18 protein-coding genes and 1 tRNA gene are annotated in these 15,015 nt (G+C 52.6%); 13 read left to right on the top strand and 6 right to left on the bottom strand.

Features of this window, described 5'->3' with window-relative positions; translation table 11 throughout:
* Window positions 1-76: 76 nt before the first annotated feature.
* The 3 genes from ACE6ED_RS01050 to ACE6ED_RS01040 all read left to right on the top strand — a co-directional run bounded on the left by ACE6ED_RS01050 (window position 77) and on the right by ACE6ED_RS01040 (window position 2,834).
* The gene (locus ACE6ED_RS01050; protein WP_074108930.1) at window positions 77-238 is read left to right on the top strand and encodes a DUF255 domain-containing protein; all 162 of its coding nucleotides are present in this window, start codon (window positions 77-79) and stop codon (window positions 236-238) included.
* A 35-nt stretch (window positions 239-273) separates the two neighbouring features.
* Window positions 274-2,199: a thioredoxin domain-containing protein gene (locus ACE6ED_RS01045; protein WP_410825089.1), complete on the top strand. Its 1,926-nt coding sequence runs from the start codon at window positions 274-276 to the stop codon at window positions 2,197-2,199.
* A gap of 242 nt (window positions 2,200-2,441) precedes the next feature.
* Window positions 2,442-2,834, top strand: coding sequence for a hypothetical protein (locus tag ACE6ED_RS01040; protein WP_410825088.1), 393 nt, complete (start codon window positions 2,442-2,444; stop codon window positions 2,832-2,834).
* Window positions 2,835-2,914: 80 nt separating this feature from the next.
* On the opposite strand, the gene ACE6ED_RS01035 is transcribed toward ACE6ED_RS01040, so the two are convergent.
* The 4 genes from ACE6ED_RS01035 to ACE6ED_RS01020 all read right to left on the bottom strand — a co-directional run bounded on the left by ACE6ED_RS01035 (window position 2,915) and on the right by ACE6ED_RS01020 (window position 4,743).
* A complete protein-coding gene (locus ACE6ED_RS01035) occupies window positions 2,915-3,199 on the bottom strand; it encodes a YxcD family protein (RefSeq protein WP_410825087.1) in 285 nt (94 codons plus the stop codon).
* Window positions 3,199-3,624, bottom strand: coding sequence for a hypothetical protein (locus ACE6ED_RS01030; protein ID WP_410825086.1), 426 nt, complete (start codon window positions 3,622-3,624; stop codon window positions 3,199-3,201). Before ACE6ED_RS01030 ends, ACE6ED_RS01035 begins: the two co-directional genes overlap by 1 nt.
* A 157-nt stretch (window positions 3,625-3,781) precedes the next feature.
* Window positions 3,782-4,348 (bottom strand): beta-class carbonic anhydrase, encoded by a 567-nt coding sequence (locus ACE6ED_RS01025; protein WP_410825085.1) that lies wholly within the window; start codon window positions 4,346-4,348, stop codon window positions 3,782-3,784.
* A gap of 29 nt (window positions 4,349-4,377) precedes the next feature.
* Window positions 4,378-4,743, bottom strand: a complete 366-nt coding sequence (locus ACE6ED_RS01020; RefSeq protein WP_410825084.1) for an iron-sulfur cluster biosynthesis family protein — start codon at window positions 4,741-4,743, stop codon at window positions 4,378-4,380.
* A 180-nt stretch (window positions 4,744-4,923) separates the two neighbouring features.
* Here ACE6ED_RS01020 and ACE6ED_RS01015 point away from each other — a divergent pair, with 180 nt between their 5' ends.
* The 9 genes from ACE6ED_RS01015 to ACE6ED_RS00975 all read left to right on the top strand — a co-directional run bounded on the left by ACE6ED_RS01015 (window position 4,924) and on the right by ACE6ED_RS00975 (window position 12,183).
* Complete coding sequence (locus tag ACE6ED_RS01015) at window positions 4,924-6,441, top strand: carboxypeptidase M32 (RefSeq protein WP_410825083.1); 1,518 nt, start codon at window positions 4,924-4,926, stop codon at window positions 6,439-6,441.
* A 66-nt stretch (window positions 6,442-6,507) separates the two neighbouring features.
* On the top strand, window positions 6,508-7,155 hold the full coding sequence (gene trhA, locus ACE6ED_RS01010; protein ID WP_410825082.1) for a PAQR family membrane homeostasis protein TrhA: 648 nt from the start codon (window positions 6,508-6,510) through the stop codon (window positions 7,153-7,155).
* A 128-nt stretch (window positions 7,156-7,283) separates the two neighbouring features.
* A complete protein-coding gene (ylxM, locus tag ACE6ED_RS01005) occupies window positions 7,284-7,640 on the top strand; it encodes a YlxM family DNA-binding protein (protein WP_410825081.1) in 357 nt (118 codons plus the stop codon).
* Window positions 7,641-7,659: 19 nt separating this feature from the next.
* Entirely contained in the window at window positions 7,660-9,042 is a 1,383-nt protein-coding gene (ffh, locus tag ACE6ED_RS01000; RefSeq protein WP_410825080.1) for a signal recognition particle protein, read from the top strand.
* A gap of 49 nt (window positions 9,043-9,091) precedes the next feature.
* Complete coding sequence (gene rpsP / locus ACE6ED_RS00995) at window positions 9,092-9,364, top strand: 30S ribosomal protein S16 (RefSeq protein WP_150457196.1); 273 nt, start codon at window positions 9,092-9,094, stop codon at window positions 9,362-9,364.
* Window positions 9,365-9,385: 21 nt separating this feature from the next.
* The gene (locus ACE6ED_RS00990; RefSeq protein WP_410825079.1) at window positions 9,386-9,616 is read left to right on the top strand and encodes a KH domain-containing protein; all 231 of its coding nucleotides are present in this window, start codon (window positions 9,386-9,388) and stop codon (window positions 9,614-9,616) included.
* Window positions 9,617-9,734: 118 nt separating this feature from the next.
* A complete protein-coding gene (gene rimM, locus ACE6ED_RS00985; RefSeq protein ID WP_410825078.1) occupies window positions 9,735-10,262 on the top strand; it encodes a ribosome maturation factor RimM in 528 nt (175 codons plus the stop codon).
* Between the two features lie 2 nt (window positions 10,263-10,264).
* Entirely contained in the window at window positions 10,265-11,008 is a 744-nt protein-coding gene (gene trmD, locus ACE6ED_RS00980) for a tRNA (guanosine(37)-N1)-methyltransferase TrmD (protein WP_410825186.1), read from the top strand.
* 608 nt (window positions 11,009-11,616) lie between these two features.
* Complete coding sequence (locus ACE6ED_RS00975; RefSeq protein ID WP_410825077.1) at window positions 11,617-12,183, top strand: CDP-alcohol phosphatidyltransferase family protein; 567 nt, start codon at window positions 11,617-11,619, stop codon at window positions 12,181-12,183.
* Between the two features lie 433 nt (window positions 12,184-12,616).
* On the opposite strand, the gene ACE6ED_RS00970 is transcribed toward ACE6ED_RS00975, so the two are convergent.
* Window positions 12,617-12,690: transfer RNA gene (locus ACE6ED_RS00970), tRNA-Pro, on the bottom strand.
* 386 nt (window positions 12,691-13,076) lie between these two features.
* On the opposite strand from ACE6ED_RS00970, the gene ACE6ED_RS00965 reads away from it, so the two are divergent.
* Window positions 13,077-13,829 carry a GDSL-type esterase/lipase family protein gene (locus tag ACE6ED_RS00965; protein ID WP_410825076.1) on the top strand — a complete coding sequence of 251 codons (753 nt, stop codon included), beginning with the start codon at window positions 13,077-13,079 and terminating at the stop codon, window positions 13,827-13,829.
* Between the two features lie 147 nt (window positions 13,830-13,976).
* Here ACE6ED_RS00965 and ACE6ED_RS00960 read toward each other — a convergent pair whose 3' ends face one another.
* Window positions 13,977-14,903 carry a DUF4097 family beta strand repeat-containing protein gene (locus ACE6ED_RS00960; protein WP_410825075.1) on the bottom strand — a complete coding sequence of 309 codons (927 nt, stop codon included), beginning with the start codon at window positions 14,901-14,903 and terminating at the stop codon, window positions 13,977-13,979.
* Between the last annotated feature and the right edge of the window lie 112 nt (window positions 14,904-15,015).

Below are 15,015 nucleotides of genomic sequence, written 5' to 3'. Positions count from 1 at the left end.
CTTCCCCCACCTTTTTGGGTAAACTATCCTTAAGCAACACTTTACCCAAATCCAACACGAAAAGAGGTGATGCCCCATGACAACTCACAAAGTACCCAATAGATTAGCCAAGGAAAAGTCGCCTTACCTACTGCAACACGCGCATAATCCGGTGAACTGGTTCCCCTGGTCTGAAGAGGCTTTTGAAGTCGCGAAGCGCGACAACAAGCCTGTCTTCTTATCTATTGGGTATTCGTAGTGAGCCTTTAAGCGACCTGTCATTGGTGTCACGTAATGGAACGCGAATCGTTCGAGGATGCTGAGGTGGCGGAGCTGCTGAATCAGCATTTTGTGGCGATCAAAGTGGACCGGGAGGAACGGCCGGATATCGACGCGCTGTACATGTCGGTGTGCCAAGCACTGACTGGATCGGGCGGCTGGCCCTTGACGGTGCTGCTGACCCCGGACCGGAAACCGTTTTATGCCGGAACCTATTTTCCAAAAAGACGGCAGTGGGGCCGGATGGGCCTGATGGAGCTGCTGGAACAGGTACGGGTAAAGTGGGAGGAAGACGCCGCCAAAATGCACAGCTTAGGCGACGACTTGCTCGCCGAGCTGCGCAGGGCAGCGGAAGATGGCATTGAAGGGGAAGCAGGCGCAGAGGATATGCCGGATGCCGCAGGCGAGCAGCTGCTGCATGACGCCTACAGAACCTATCGCAGCCAGTTCGATGAGGCTTACGGCGGGTTTGGCGCTGCGCCCAAGTTTCCATCGCCGCATAACCTGTCCTTCCTACTCGCATACAGCCGGACTTATAACCAGCCGGAAGCGTTGGAGATGGCCGAGAAAACGCTGGAGGCAATGTACCGGGGCGGCATGTACGACCATGTCGGGTACGGGTTCGCCCGGTATTCGACGGACAAGCGCTGGCTTGTGCCGCATTTTGAAAAAATGCTGTACGACAATGCGCTGCTTGCTTATGTCTACCTGGAAGCCTACCAGGCGACGGGCAAGACCTTATATGCCGAAATTGCCGAAAGTGTGTTTGCTTACGTGCTGCGGGACATGACGTCGCCGGAGGGCGCGTTTTATTCCGCTGAGGATGCCGATTCGGAAGGGGTGGAGGGCAAGTTCTACGTCTTTTCCCGGGACGAAATTGAGGAGGCGCTCGGCAAAGAGGATATGCACTCCTACTGCAATGTCTACGGGATTACGCCGGAAGGCAATTTTGAAGGGCGCAGCATTCCTAACCTCTTAAAGGGACTCCCTGATGATCTGGCGGAGGAGCTTGGAATGAATCCGCTTGGGTTGCGGACCCGGATGGAAGAATGGCGGGAGAAGCTGTATGCTTACCGCGAGCGGCGTGTACATCCGGCAAAAGACGACAAAGTGCTGACCGCCTGGAACGGGCTGATGATCGCAGCCTTGGCCAAAGGGGCAAAAGCGCTTCAGAAGCCGGAGTACGCCCAGGCGGCTGCCCGGGCCGCGGATTTCATCTGGACAAAGCTGCGCCGGGAGGATGGCAGGCTGCTAGCCCGGTATCGTGACGGCGAAGCCGCTTATCCCGCGTATGTGGACGACTACGCGTATCTGCTGTGGGGCTTGACCGAGCTGTACGAGGCGACAGGACAGCCGGAGCCTTTGCGCCGGGCGATTGAGCTGAAGGACGGGCTGCTGGCGCTGTTCCAAGACCAAGAACGCGGCGGTTTCTTTTTTGCCGGTACGGACGGCGAAGAGCTTCCGGTGCGGACCAAAGAACTGTATGACGGCGCGCTGCCGTCAGGGAACGCGGTGGCGCTGCGGATGCTGCTTAAGCTGTCCGCGGTGACCCAGGATGCCGGGCTGCGGGAGACGGCTATCCGGACTGCCCGGCTGCTCGCCGGGGCAGCGGTGCAGTATCCGCCGGGATATGCGATGGCGCTTCTAGGCGTACTGGAGCTGACTCAAGGCGGAGCGGAATGGGTGCTGGCCGGGAAAAAAGGAGATCCTGCGCTGCACGGCATGATTGCCGCGGTGCAGCAGACTTATCTTCCGGGTGCCTCCCTGCTGGTGCATTGGACGGATGGAGACAGCTTGACCGGGCTGCTGCCCGCACTTGGCGACAAGCCGGCCATACACGGAGAAGCGACCGCTTATGAATGCCAAAACTTCGCCTGCCGCGAGCCGCTGACCAGCCTGGAGGCGGTTCGGGAGCGGCTGAGGATCAGCGTGACGGAATAACTCGTCTTTTTAGCATAGACTATATCGTATAGGCCAGAGATTAAGGTATGTAGGAGCAATTCACCGCCGTATTTTCTGTCTCCGCGGTCTAACCGTAAGGGGAGGGAGATACGGTTTTTTTGTGCCTATTTGACGACACTGGGACTGTACGCCCTTCTAGTACAGTTGTCTGGGCAGGAGCGGAACGCTTTCCTGGGCATCCGCATAGGATATGGCAAAACCAAGACGGAGGTTGAGCAGCCATGTCGACTTACCCCGGCCAGCAAACGGTGATTTACCAGGCCGATCCGGCGGTGATCCAGCATTTGCACAGTGTAAAAAACTCCCTGCATAACTGCTGCAAGCCGTATATTAATCACAAAGCGAAGGTTCAGATGATGGACGGCATGATGCATGAAGGTGTGATCTCGGGCATCGACAGCCATTATTTGTTCCTGAAGGTGACCGTAACGGAAGAAACGCGCCAATTCTACAACCCGTATTACCCGCCTCGTCCGAGACCGCCGTATCCTTATCCGTATCCGTACCCACACCCACACCCACACCCATACCCGTATCCGTATCCGTATCCCTACTATAATAACGTGATCCTGCCGCTGGCCTTGTTTGACCTGCTTGCCGTAGCACTGATTTAGACGGGAATGGCCGCATTCACGAAAAAAAAGGTTTGGCCCGGGATCGGCCAAACCTTTTTGCATCTTATCATCCGCGCGGTTTACGTATTCACGACCGCGATAATCTCGTCTTCCAGTTCCAGGCGGACATCTTCACGATACGCCCGGATGTTGTATTCGTTGTGCAGATAGCGCAGGATCGCTTCCATCAGATTGGACTCGACGAGATACTGGCTGCGCCCGTTCACCCACACTTCGGCGGTGAATCCAAGGTCTTCATCCCAGCTGAGTTCTACCATCACGTCGGTAGGCTTCACCTGCTTGCGCTCCGCCATATGCAGGCAGACCGCATTAATAATTTCATCCATCGACAAAACAGAAGGCATTAAGACTCACCCCGGCGATGACGGTCGTAATTGCGGCGGCTGGTAAAACGGCGGATCAGGTTCATGATCAGAACCACAATCAGCAGGATAAACAGTGCGTTAACCATAAAGCCGAGAATCTGGCCGAAACCGCCCATGCCGGCAAACATGCTGCCGAACAGGAAGCCGGCGATGCCGCCGATCATCATGCTGCGCATAAATCCGCCGCCGGAGAAGAAGCCGCGGCCGGAGTTTTTGCCGACGGTGGAGCTGGTTGTACCGCTATCGCTACGCTTTACGTTGTCTGTCGTCGATTTCTTCGGCGTGGTGGTGAAGCTGCGCGCGCCGGATTTAAAGCCCCGGCGGGCATCCGCCATGTCGGGAACCACGGTGGCGAAGAACAGCGTGAAAGCCATTACAATTAATAGAACGCGTTTCATTTTCATTTCGGGAAATGAGCCTCCTGTATATATAAAATAGTGGGTATGTCCGGTAATACGCAAAGGGTTCCCTAATGGTTTCAATTTTATTTTAAATTTTTGCCGCCAAAATAAAAAAAAGCGCGCGGATACCCATCCGCGCCAACAGCAGTAGAGAGATGTCTTAAAGTTGCCCGTACCCGTCCGAGACAAGCTCAAGCGCTCCGGTCGACGGATCGATGATCATGCCGTGAACGGGGACGTTGGGGGGGAGTAGTGGATGCCGCTTAATGAGCTCCACAGTTTGAATTACCCCTTCCTGCACGTTGTCAAACCCGCGCAGCCACTTTGTCAGTTTAATGCCGGAATTCTCCAATGTGGACAGCACTTCCTCGGATACGCCGCGGTCTTTAATCGTTTCGATCATCTGGTCCGGATTGATTGCGGCCATGCCGCAGTCATGGTGTCCCACCACGATGACCTCGTCCGCATTCAGGGCGTAAAGGGCGACCATGACGCTTCGCATAACGCTTCCGAAAGGCTGGGAAATGATAGCGCCGGCGTTCTTGATGATCTTGACATCGCCGTTGCGGAAGTTCATTGCACGGGGAAGCAGTTCCACCAGCCGGGTATCCATGCAGGTAATGATCAGCATTTTTTTGTCCGGATAACGGCTGGTCAGGTAGGCTTCATATTCTTTTTGTTCGACAAAGGATTTATTGTACGCCAGGATTTCTGAGATTGGATTCATGCTGGAAGCCTCCCTTAAAGTAAGTAGTGTTATTTGTTAAGCGAACAGGCTGCGGAGCTGTTTGGCACCGCGGCGGCGCCCCGAAGATCGACGGCTTTTACATTTTTGCCATACGTCATGGAGTCACTTCGAAGCGAGAAGGACGGGTAGTTCGGGTCTGCGTCCAAACGCAGCGATTCATTAAAAAAGATCTGCTGCTGCCGGTCGACCACAAAACTCAGCTTGTTCGACGCTACGGACAAATCATGCTCGGAAGGTTCGGAAACCGTCTGCAGCACGCTGATGCCGTCGCAGCCGCAGCCTTCCGTGTCGTAAAACAGCCGGAATACGCCGCCGCTTCTTCCCAGATGCTCTTCCAGCCGGCGTTCTGCCAGCGGAGTCACCTCGATGTTCATTACGAATCACGCTCCTTGTCAGGTTGTGTAATGGCTGTATGAAAATCATACAACTTTTTCATCAAATTAAAAACATCTAAATTTGACCTTCTCCCGGACCCGCCGTGAAAGTTGCGTCTCCCCGCTCTACAAAGTATCATCTAATAGAGTATGGAACAAACAGGGAAGCGGGTGTTTTATTTGGAACAACAAGTAAAGGAAGCGTGGGAACGGTTCAGCACACTGCTAGGAAAAATCAGCGGTTATAACGAAGCGATTGGACTGCTGCATTGGGATATGCGGACCGGCGCGCCGCGCAAGGGCATCGAGGTTCGTTCCGCTACGGTGGGCATGCTGACGGGAGAGGTGTTCCGCCTGGAAACCTCGGAAGAAATGGGCGAGTTTACGGCCTTATTCAGCCGTCCGGAAATTCAGGAGCAGCTGTCACCCGTCCAGAACAAAATCGTCAAGGACTGCCGCAAGGAATACGAACGCAGCAAAAGCATTCCGCCCGAGCAGTACGAAGCATACGCGGTATTGGCATCCCAGTCGGAGAGCATGTGGGAAGAAGCCAAGGAGAAGAACGATTTTGCGTCTTTTGAGCCGTATTTGAGCCGGATTATCGAGTTCAAGCAGCAGTTCATCGACTACTGGGGCGTCAAGGGCACACGTTACGATACGCTGCTGGACATGTACGAACCCGATTTGACGGTGGAAAAAGTGGACGCTGTATTCACCCGTCTCAGGGGCCGCCTGGTGCCGCTGGTCGAGCAAATCGCTGCTTCGGGGAATCAGCCGGATGTGTCTTTTTTGGAGCAGCCGTTTGACAAAGCGGGCCAGCAGGCCTTTGGGCTGTTTTTGCTGAAGGAGATGGGGTACGACTTTGAAGCGGGCCGGCTGGATGAAAGCGTGCATCCGTTTGCGACCGGCCTGAACCCGGGTGACGTGCGGATTACGACCAACTATCTCCTGGATCATGTAACCAGCTCCATCTTTAGCTGCCTGCACGAAGGCGGACACGCGCTGTATGAGCAAAATGTGTCCAAAGAGCTGGTTGGCACACCGCTTGCGCAGGGCGCATCGATGGGTATCCACGAATCCCAATCCCGCCTGTGGGAGAATATGATTGGACGGAGCCGGGCCTTCTGGCAGCGGTACTACGGCGATCTGCAGCGGCAGTTTCCGGAGCAGCTTGCGAACGTTGCGCTGGAGGATTTTTACCGGGCGATTAATAAGGTGGGGAACTCCCTGATCCGGATCGAAGCCGATGAGCTGACCTACAATCTACATATCATCGTCCGTTACGAAATTGAAAAAATGATCTTTAACGAAGGGCTGACCGCGAAAGAGCTGCCGTCCGTCTGGAACGCAAAATACCAGGAGTACCTCGGCATCACGCCGCCAAACGATTCGCTTGGTGTCCTGCAGGATGTCCATTGGTCGGGCGGTGATTTTGGTTATTTTGCCTCCTACTCACTGGGGAATATGTATGCGGCTCAAATGCTGCACACGATGCGCGAGAAGCTGCCGCAGCTGGACGAATGGATTGCGGCGGGAAACCTGCTTCCGATCAAAGAGTGGCTGACCGAGCAGATTTACCGCCACGGACAAAGCCTCACCCCGTCCGAAATTATCGAACGGGTAACAGGGGAACCGCTGAACCCGGATTATTTGGCCGACTACCTGGAAACCAAGTATAAGGAAATCTACAGCCTGTAACCAAGTGGATCACGGTCCCCGGAAGGGTTATAATAGAAGAAAACGACCGGGAGGAAGGATTTTTATATGGCAAACACCTACACTTACAGCCGCCGGGAAGAAATCGCAAATGCCATCACGCATGGTATCGGCACGGTGCTCAGCGTTGCTGCGCTGGTGCTGCTAGTCGTTTTTGCCACCCAGAAGGGGACCGCCTGGCATGTCGTCAGCTATTCAATCTACGGCACCACGATGCTGCTCCTGTACCTGAATTCAACACTCGTTCATAGTCTTAAAGAAGGCAAACTCAAAGACTTGTTCGAGTTCTTCGACCATTCGTCGATCTATTTGTTTATTGCCGGAACGTATACGCCGTTTCTGCTGATTGCCGTTCGCGGGACGCTGGGCTGGAGCCTGTTCGGCGTCATTTGGGGCATCGCTTTTGCCGGGGTGCTGTTCAAAGCGTTTTTTACGAAACGCTTCCTGTTCATGTCGACCCTATTCTACATCGGTATGGGATGGCTGATCGTGCTGGCCTGGGGGCCGCTGACGGCTTCAATCGCAAGCGGGGGAATCGCGCTGCTGGTGGCGGGCGGACTGTTGTACACGCTGGGTACGATTTTTTATGTATGGAGAGGGTTCCCTTACCACCATGCGATTTGGCATGTTTTTGTGCTCGCCGGCAGCGTCACCCATTTCTTTGCGGTGCTGATATATCTGTTGCCGATCCGCTAAGCCGCGCAGCCCAAAATTTCTTTGAAAGATGACAAGTAATAATGCTTGACATCTTTCTTTGTTTTCGGTATGATAAGGAACGTTGAAAAGCTGTAAAGTGTTTTTCCTTGACGAAGGGAGTGCCCTTGATGAGTCAGGAGAACCGGCTCGAGAAGACCAACCGGATCAATCTGCTGTTCGCTTTCTATGAGAAATTGCTGACCGATAAGCAGCAGACGTTCCTGAAGTACTATTTCCACGACGACTTCTCTTTGGGAGAGATCGCCGCGGAATTCGAGATCAGCCGCCAGGCCGTGTACGAGCATATCAAGCGGGCTGAACAGGTGCTGGACATGTACGAAGAGAAGCTGGGACTTCTGGAGAAACACGAATCCCGAATGAGATATTTGGAAGAACTCCGCAGTATGCCGGAACAAGCGGCGCTGCCTGAAACGTATAGAACGCGGTTCGCCGAGCTGGTGGACCTTTTAGAACGGTTGGAGTAAGAGGAAAGGCGGTGACCTTATGGCGTTTGAAGGCTTAACCGGAAGATTGCAAAATGTGTTCAGCAAGCTGCGGGGCAAAGGCAAGGTTTCCGAAGAAGACGTAACCGAAGCGATGCGCGAGGTGCGCCTCGCGCTGCTTGAAGCCGACGTCAACTTCAAGGTCGTAAAGGATTTCGTCGCCAAAGTAAAAGAGAAATCCGTCGGCCAGGAAGTCATGAGCAGCTTCACGCCGGGCATGGTCATCATCGACATCGTCAATAAGGAATTGACGGAGCTGATGGGCGGCAGCCAGGCGAAGCTGGCGAAGGCGAACAAGCCGCCGACCGTCATTATGATGGCGGGCCTGCAGGGCGCCGGTAAGACGACGACCTCCGGGAAGCTGGCGAAGCTGCTGCAGAAGAGCAATCACAAGCCGCTGCTGGTAGCGGGCGATATTTACCGCCCGGCTGCGATCAAGCAGCTGCAGATTCTCGGCGAGCAGATCAAGGTGCCGGTATTTTCGCTCGGTGATCAGACAAGTCCCGTCGAGATTGCGAGACAAGGCGTTCAGCACGCGAAGGACAACGGACTGGATTACGTTATTATTGATACCGCGGGCCGACTGCATATCGATGAAGACTTGATGGAAGAGCTGAAGCAGATCCATAGCACAGTGCAGCCCGATGAAGTGCTGCTGGTCGTCGATGCGATGACCGGCCAGGACGCCGTCAACGTGGCGGACAGCTTCAACAAGCAGCTCGAGCTGACCGGTGTCGTGCTGACGAAGCTCGACGGCGATACCCGCGGCGGTGCGGCCTTGTCCGTCAAAGCGGTAACCGGCTGTCCGATCAAATTCGCCGCGCTTGGCGAAAAGATCGACGCGCTGGAGCCGTTCCATCCCGACCGGATGGCGTCGCGGATTTTGGGCATGGGCGACATGCTGTCGCTGATCGAGAAAGCCCAGGCCGGCATCGATGCCGACAAGGCGAAGGAAATGGAACGGAAGATGCGCAACGCGGAATTCACGTTCGACGATTTCCTCGAGCAGATGGACCAGGTGAAGAAGCTTGGGCCGCTGGACCAGATTCTCGACATGCTGCCCGGCATGGGCAAAGCCAAGGGAATCAAGGATTTGAAGGTCGACGACAAGCAGATGGGCCGGGTCGAAGCGATTGTGCATTCGATGACGAAGGAAGAGAAACAGCAGCCTGAGATCATCAACCACAACCGCCGCAAGCGGATTGCCGCAGGCAGCGGGACGTCGCTGGCCGAGGTGAACCGGCTGATCAAGCAGTTTGATGAAATGCGGCGTATGATGAAGCAGTTCTCCGGCATGATGGGCGGAGGCGGCAAAGCATCAAAGAAAAACGCCATGAAACAGCTTAAAGGTCTCGGCAAAGGAATGAAGTTCCCGTTCCGTTAATGCCGTAATCTAAATACATCCGATTATTCTTTAAGGGAGGTGAATTTTCGTGGCAGTACGTATTCGTCTGAAACGCATGGGTGCACATAAAGCGCCTTTCTATCGTGTAGTGGTTTCCGATTCCCGGTCCCCTCGTGACGGTCGTTTTATCGAGGAAATCGGTTACTATAACCCGGTTGAACAACCGGCTGTAGTTAAGATCGATGAAGAGAAGGCTCTGAAATGGCTTCAAAACGGTGCGCAAGCATCCGATACCGTCCGCAATCTGCTGAGCAAAGCAGGCGTGATGAAGAAGTTCCATGAGCTGAAGCTGCAGAAATAAGACTGATTGCGAGGGTCCTCTATGGAAGAATTAGTTGCAATTATTGCTAAGGCTTTAGTGGATCATCCCGAAGATGTGGCGGTGCGGACCGTGGAGAAGGAGCACCTGATTGTGTATGAGCTGTCTGTACATCCCGAGGATGTCGGCAAGGTCATCGGCAAGCAGGGGCGGATCGCCAAAGCGCTGCGCACCGTCGTTACATCAGCAGCAGTCAAAAGCGACAAACGCGTGACCGTGGATATTTTATCTTGAGGAAACGCGCAAACAGGGGTTGGGATGGTATATCCCAACTCCTTTTTGTTGAAATATATAGGGTCAAGTGTTTTTTCGTTATACAGCTACTTCAGGCAAGGCAGGAAGGGGGATACCAATGTCCGAACAGCAGTTGACCGTCGGCAAACTGGTGAATACGCACGGCATCCGGGGCGAAGTGAAAGTTTTGTCGCGGACGGATTTTCCCGAAGTGCGGTTTAAAGCAGGCAGTAAGCTGTTTATTGTCCCGGAGGACAGCAAGCAGCGTCCCGTGGAAGTGACGGTGGAATCGGCGCGGGAGCATAAGGGGATGTACATTCTCAAGCTGAAGGATTACCACGACATCAACCAGGTGGAAAAATATAAGGGCAGTCTGATGAAGGTCGCCGGAGACGATCTGGTCGAGCTCCCGGAAAACGAATATTATTTCCATCAAATCGTAGGTTGTGAAGTGTACAGCGACGAAGACGAACAGAACGCGATTGGCGTCATTACGGAAATTTTGACGCCGGGGGCAAACGATGTCTGGGTTGTGAAACGCCCGCAGGGGGCGGACCTGCTGATCCCGGTGATCGGCGACGTGGTGCTCGACGTGAACGTGGAAGCTAAACGGGTGAAGGTCCATCTGATGGAGGGGCTGCTGTAATGATGCGGATCGACGTGCTGACCCTTTTTCCGGACATGTGTGAAAGCGTGTTTGGCACCAGCATTCTCGGTAAAGCGCGCGAGAAAGGGCTGGTATCGCTGCAGGCCGTCAATTTCCGCGATTATTCCGGCAACAAGCACGGCAGTGTGGACGATACGCCCTACGGCGGCGGCGGCGGTATGGTGCTGAAGCCGGACCCTATTTTCCATGCTGTGGAGGATTTGCCCGGCATGAGCGAAGAGGGCGGGGTCAAACCCCGCGTCATCCTGATGTGTCCGCAGGGACGTCCGTATAATCAGCGTATTGCGGAGGAGCTGGCCCAGGAGAGCCATCTTATCTTTATCTGCGGCCATTATGAAGGTTATGATGAACGAATCCGGGAGTACCTTGTCACCGACGAGCTGTCGATCGGGGATTATGTGCTGACCGGAGGGGAACTGCCCGCGCTGACGGTGATCGATTCCGTTGTCCGGCTGCTGCCGGGAGCACTCGGCAATGAGACGTCAGCGGTAACCGACTCCTTCAGCACCGGGCTGCTGGAATATCCGCATTACACCCGTCCGGCTGAATTCCGGGGCTGGAAGGTGCCGGATGTGCTGCTCAGCGGACATCACGCACAGATCGATTCCTGGCGCAGGGAGCAGGCGCTGCGGCGCACGCTGGAGCGCCGTCCGGATCTGCTGGATTCGGCCGACCTGTCTCCGCAGGACCGGAAGCTGCTGGAAGGGCTCCGGCAACCTGAATAAACGAGATACAAGCCTTGGCTGACTTGCTCCTGTCGGCCGGGGCGTTTTTTATATAAAAGGAGAATGAATTTCCTTCGCCGGACTTAGCTTGCACACGGCCTGATCCGGCAAATTGCCGGGTGGCAGACATCAAAGGTTCAAAAAATAATTCCGGGTGCGGGTTACTTTCTTCCTGAAGCGGGTAATAATAAGAGGCGCCGATAGATGACAACCAAGAGACGCAGCTTATCAGCGAAAGGATGAATGCAAGTGAACACGAATACCCAAGAACCTGTGAAACAGGACGCGAACCCTGTGGGCAAACCGGTGGAGCAGCTCCGCACCGTAAACGACATCATTGACTTTTACACGAACCGTAAAGCATAGAACGCCCCAGGGCACCACCATATAAGGATGGCAATCAGCCGCCCCTTTCCGTTGCAGTCCATACGGAAAGGGGCGGCTTTGTCGTAACAGATGGACGTACAAGCAATGTTATTCAACCCCCCCCCCGTATAGTAAGGGGGAATCAGGCGAACGAAGTAAGCAGGTATAAAACCACATTGATAAAGCACGTATGAATAAAGATAATGTAAAGGCAGGTGAAGAAAAGGGAGGGGAAATAGGCATTGAAGAAGAGGTTACCCAATATTTTGTCTTGCAGCAGAATGGTGTTATCAGCAGGTTTGGCAGTCACCGCAAACAATGAGTTGTTGTTTTTAGTGATCTATATGTTATGCGGTCTGACCGATGCAGCTGACGGCTATCTTGCCCGCAAATGGAATGGTATGACCTCCCTTGGAGCCAAACTGGACAGCATCGCGGACGCCATCTTTACGGGCATGATCCTTTACTTGATATACATGCATATGCATGGAATACTTAGCCGATTATTTATCCTTGGTGTACTGCTTGTTTTAGGAATACGGGTCCTGAACTTGCTAATCACAAAAACAAAATTTGGAGAATGGAATGTCATCCATACGCTGGGCAATAAAATGACGGGGCTGGCCTTGTTTGCTGCACTGCCTATTTTTTATACCATTGGCGTGACGCCAACCGGCGGCGTTGTCTTAAAGATGATTGCTGTTTTGGCGCTGCTTGCTTCAATAGAAGAAACAAGCATTCTTTTGTTGTCTAAACGTTATGATGTGAACCGCAAAAGTCTGATAAGCGGAGTGAAGTGGAGAGGGTAGCCGCTATCCGAAGAAATGGAGAAGGTAAATGTTGTTCGCAGAAATGGAGGAGGCAACCGTTATCCGAAGCAGCGAAAGGAAAACGAAGCCTGCAAATAAGAGAGATAAATAAAATGAGGTAAATAAAAAAGACCGTCCGAAGACGGCCTTTCTACCCGTGGCGCTTGTGCTGCTAAGTTCCGTATCCCGCGCCACCAGCCTGAAGCTTATTAACGGCTGGTCCGGGTAAGGGATACGTTCAGCATATCGTGATTGATGTGAACGCACCTCCTTTCCTTATACCGACAGTATAGCATAGGCGGCTGGCGATATCCATCAATTTTTAATAGATAAAGAGTGAAAATATAAAAAAGTTCGGAACATTAACTTCATCGTAAAATGAAATAAAAAACGCTCTCCGTAACGGAAAGCGCTTCTTAAAGGGAATATTCAATCGGAGTAGCGGGATTCGAACCCACGGCCTCACCCACCCCAAGGGTGCGCGCTACCAGACTGCGCCATACCCCGATAGTATGTAAGACATACCCGCGTCATACCGCGTGCTGTCAGCGTTCGTTCATTCACTATTTCCAGCGTCATTCACGAACAATAACGATTATAGCACGTAGGCGCGCGTTATTGCAAGAATTATGCGCGCGTCATTGCATCAAGCTCTTCGGTCTAATTCAGAAGGATCATGCGACAGAATCGATGCAGGAAAGCGTACGGCTCAAATGTGCTGGACTGCTGCCGGGACAAAAACGATCTAAAATTTTATCCAACACCTTTTAAAGTAGGATGATACTTTTGTATGAGGCATTATCGCGCTATTTCATCTAAAATTAAATCTATTCGAATTTTTATTTAAAACAATCTGACTGCAAATCAGGCACAAAGGGTGGGACGGTGAAACTGTGAGTAAAAAGCTTAAGAAGGCATTATTTATCTTGTCAGTAACGGTTAACTTACTATTATTAGGCGGGTTGGGGTATGTGTTTGTGAATGATTTGGGATTAGATTATTTATTCCAAAAAAGATTGGATATAAAAAATCAGGACCGGTTAGCCGGTATTGAAATTCCGGATAAGTTTGATATCTATCCAACGAATATTGATCCTATAATCATGCTCGGCGACGATATCACTGAGGGGATAAACTGGTCTGAGTTTATAGGTTCGAAGGTAGTAGGGCGCGGAGTTGAAGGAGAGACTACTCAGAACATTATAGACCGGTTGGACTCTATTGCTTCAAATGAGCCAAGCCAAGTATTTATCCTGGCGGGCGTGAATGACTTTGCTAAGGTAAAAACTGAGAAAAGTGCCGAACAGGCGAAGCAAGGGGTAATCCGTAACTACCAGATGATATTGGAGAGAATCAAAAAGTCCAATCCTCAAACGGGGATATACGTGCAGAGCATTTTGCCTGTTAACACAAAGATCTCATTTTTCTTTTATAAAGATATAAATGAACTTATTAAGGAAACGAACAAAGAGTTAAAAGAAACTGCTGAGGAGTTTGGCGCTACTTATATTAATTTATTCGACAGTTTTTACGATGGAGGAAATCTTTATTCAAACTATACGGTAGACGGTGTACAGTTAACTAGCCTTGGCTACTTAAAATGGAAAGAGATCGTTACGCCGTATATGAATCAGCGCGTACAATAAACTCCCAAATGTCAAAAAGTCCCGCACGCTTAAACGAAAGCCCCGCACGCCGTAGCGTCGGGGCTTTTGCTGCCAATTGTCTGTTATTGCACCGATGGATATCGTAATCAAAATGGCGGGGAAAACCCGTAGCTTCCCGTACAACGATTATTTCTGTTTGATGCTGATTGCGCCCACACTGCTGCGCAGAACGACTTCGGGCCCGCCTTGGCCGAGACGGCTTGTGCCTTGCGCGGCTCCGGAGATGGCTCCAAGCTCCGTATCCACCTTCAAATCGCAATCAAGCGAGGCAGGGAACGTTGCGTTCAGGCTGCCAACCTCGGTCTCGGCGGTTACACTTGCGGACGGATCCAGTTCGTTCACATCAAGCCAAATGCCGCCTGTTTGGGATTCGAATACGGATCTGCCTTTGATCACAGCTTGCTCCAGCGAAATTGCGCCAACATCACTGTCGATGTCGAAGCTGCCGGCGACGCTGGTCAACCGGACTTCGCCTACGCTGTTCTGGATTTGGAACGTATCCACACTTTCGGGGACTTCCACAACGTAGTCGATGCTGAAATCCGAATAGCCGATTTTTTTCTGCGCCCAGGACCACAAGTCGGTCCGGGGCTGATCCTGAGGATGTACGTTTACCTTCAATTTGCTGCCGCGAACGTCGATCGATAGTTCGGCTTCGTCCATGATCTTTTGCAAATCGTCCCGGTGGCTGGATTTGTCCGCCCCCCAGATCGTGGCATGCACAATGACCTGATCCCCGGTAACCGGTTTGACTTCAATTTCGCCGACTGCGTTATTTAAACTTAGCTCCGCGGAAGCTTCGACTTTTTGGCTGGCTGCAAGCTCTTCCGACATGCTGCCGGCTTTAGCGTGTTCTTTCCAGTCCGAGGCTTCGTTTTGTACCGCCTGTTCCAGGTTCACTACGGTTTGGCCAATCGTCTGCGTGATGCCTTCGGAAATGGAATCTCCGATCGTCTCTATATGGCTTTCGGATGCTTGGTTCGCGCCGGAACAGCCGGTCAATAAGGCTAAGGTAAAAGCGGCAGCGAGCAGCGGCAGTTGTTTTTTATTCATTTCAGATGTCCTCCCGGTTCCAAAAATGTTATCTGTTTCTGTGCCGATATGTATGGTTTACATTATAATCAAGATAGAAGACGGCCAAAACCGTCCAGGGGACGGCTTGCGC

Origin of the sequence: Paenibacillus nanchangensis, from assembly GCF_046543445.1 — a bacterium.
In the GTDB taxonomy this organism is placed as follows: Bacteria; Bacillota; Bacilli; order Paenibacillales; family Paenibacillaceae; genus Paenibacillus_AQ; species Paenibacillus_AQ nanchangensis.
This window is presented reverse-complemented; position numbering and strand designations above follow the sequence as displayed.

What these genes read in the sequence shown, in the direction of transcription:
- trhA (WP_410825082.1), top strand. Translation starts at nt 6,508, where the DNA reads ATGGCAAACACCTACACTTACAGCCGCCGGGAAGAAATCGCAAATGCC.
- rimM (WP_410825078.1), top strand. Translation starts at nt 9,735, where the DNA reads ATGTCCGAACAGCAGTTGACCGTCGGCAAACTGGTGAATACGCACGGC.
- ACE6ED_RS01045 (WP_410825089.1), top strand. Translation starts at nt 274, where the DNA reads ATGGAACGCGAATCGTTCGAGGATGCTGAGGTGGCGGAGCTGCTGAAT.
- ACE6ED_RS01050 (WP_074108930.1), top strand. Translation starts at nt 77, where the DNA reads ATGACAACTCACAAAGTACCCAATAGATTAGCCAAGGAAAAGTCGCCT.
- ACE6ED_RS01030 (WP_410825086.1), bottom strand. Translation starts at nt 3,624, where the DNA reads ATGAAAATGAAACGCGTTCTATTAATTGTAATGGCTTTCACGCTGTTC.
- ylxM (WP_410825081.1), top strand. Translation starts at nt 7,284, where the DNA reads ATGAGTCAGGAGAACCGGCTCGAGAAGACCAACCGGATCAATCTGCTG.
- ACE6ED_RS00960 (WP_410825075.1), bottom strand. Translation starts at nt 14,903, where the DNA reads ATGAATAAAAAACAACTGCCGCTGCTCGCTGCCGCTTTTACCTTAGCC.
- ACE6ED_RS00990 (WP_410825079.1), top strand. Translation starts at nt 9,386, where the DNA reads ATGGAAGAATTAGTTGCAATTATTGCTAAGGCTTTAGTGGATCATCCC.
- ACE6ED_RS01025 (WP_410825085.1), bottom strand. Translation starts at nt 4,348, where the DNA reads ATGAATCCAATCTCAGAAATCCTGGCGTACAATAAATCCTTTGTCGAA.
- ACE6ED_RS01020 (WP_410825084.1), bottom strand. Translation starts at nt 4,743, where the DNA reads ATGAACATCGAGGTGACTCCGCTGGCAGAACGCCGGCTGGAAGAGCAT.
- ACE6ED_RS01040 (WP_410825088.1), top strand. Translation starts at nt 2,442, where the DNA reads ATGTCGACTTACCCCGGCCAGCAAACGGTGATTTACCAGGCCGATCCG.
- trmD (WP_410825186.1), top strand. Translation starts at nt 10,265, where the DNA reads ATGCGGATCGACGTGCTGACCCTTTTTCCGGACATGTGTGAAAGCGTG.
- ffh (WP_410825080.1), top strand. Translation starts at nt 7,660, where the DNA reads ATGGCGTTTGAAGGCTTAACCGGAAGATTGCAAAATGTGTTCAGCAAG.
- ACE6ED_RS01035 (WP_410825087.1), bottom strand. Translation starts at nt 3,199, where the DNA reads ATGCCTTCTGTTTTGTCGATGGATGAAATTATTAATGCGGTCTGCCTG.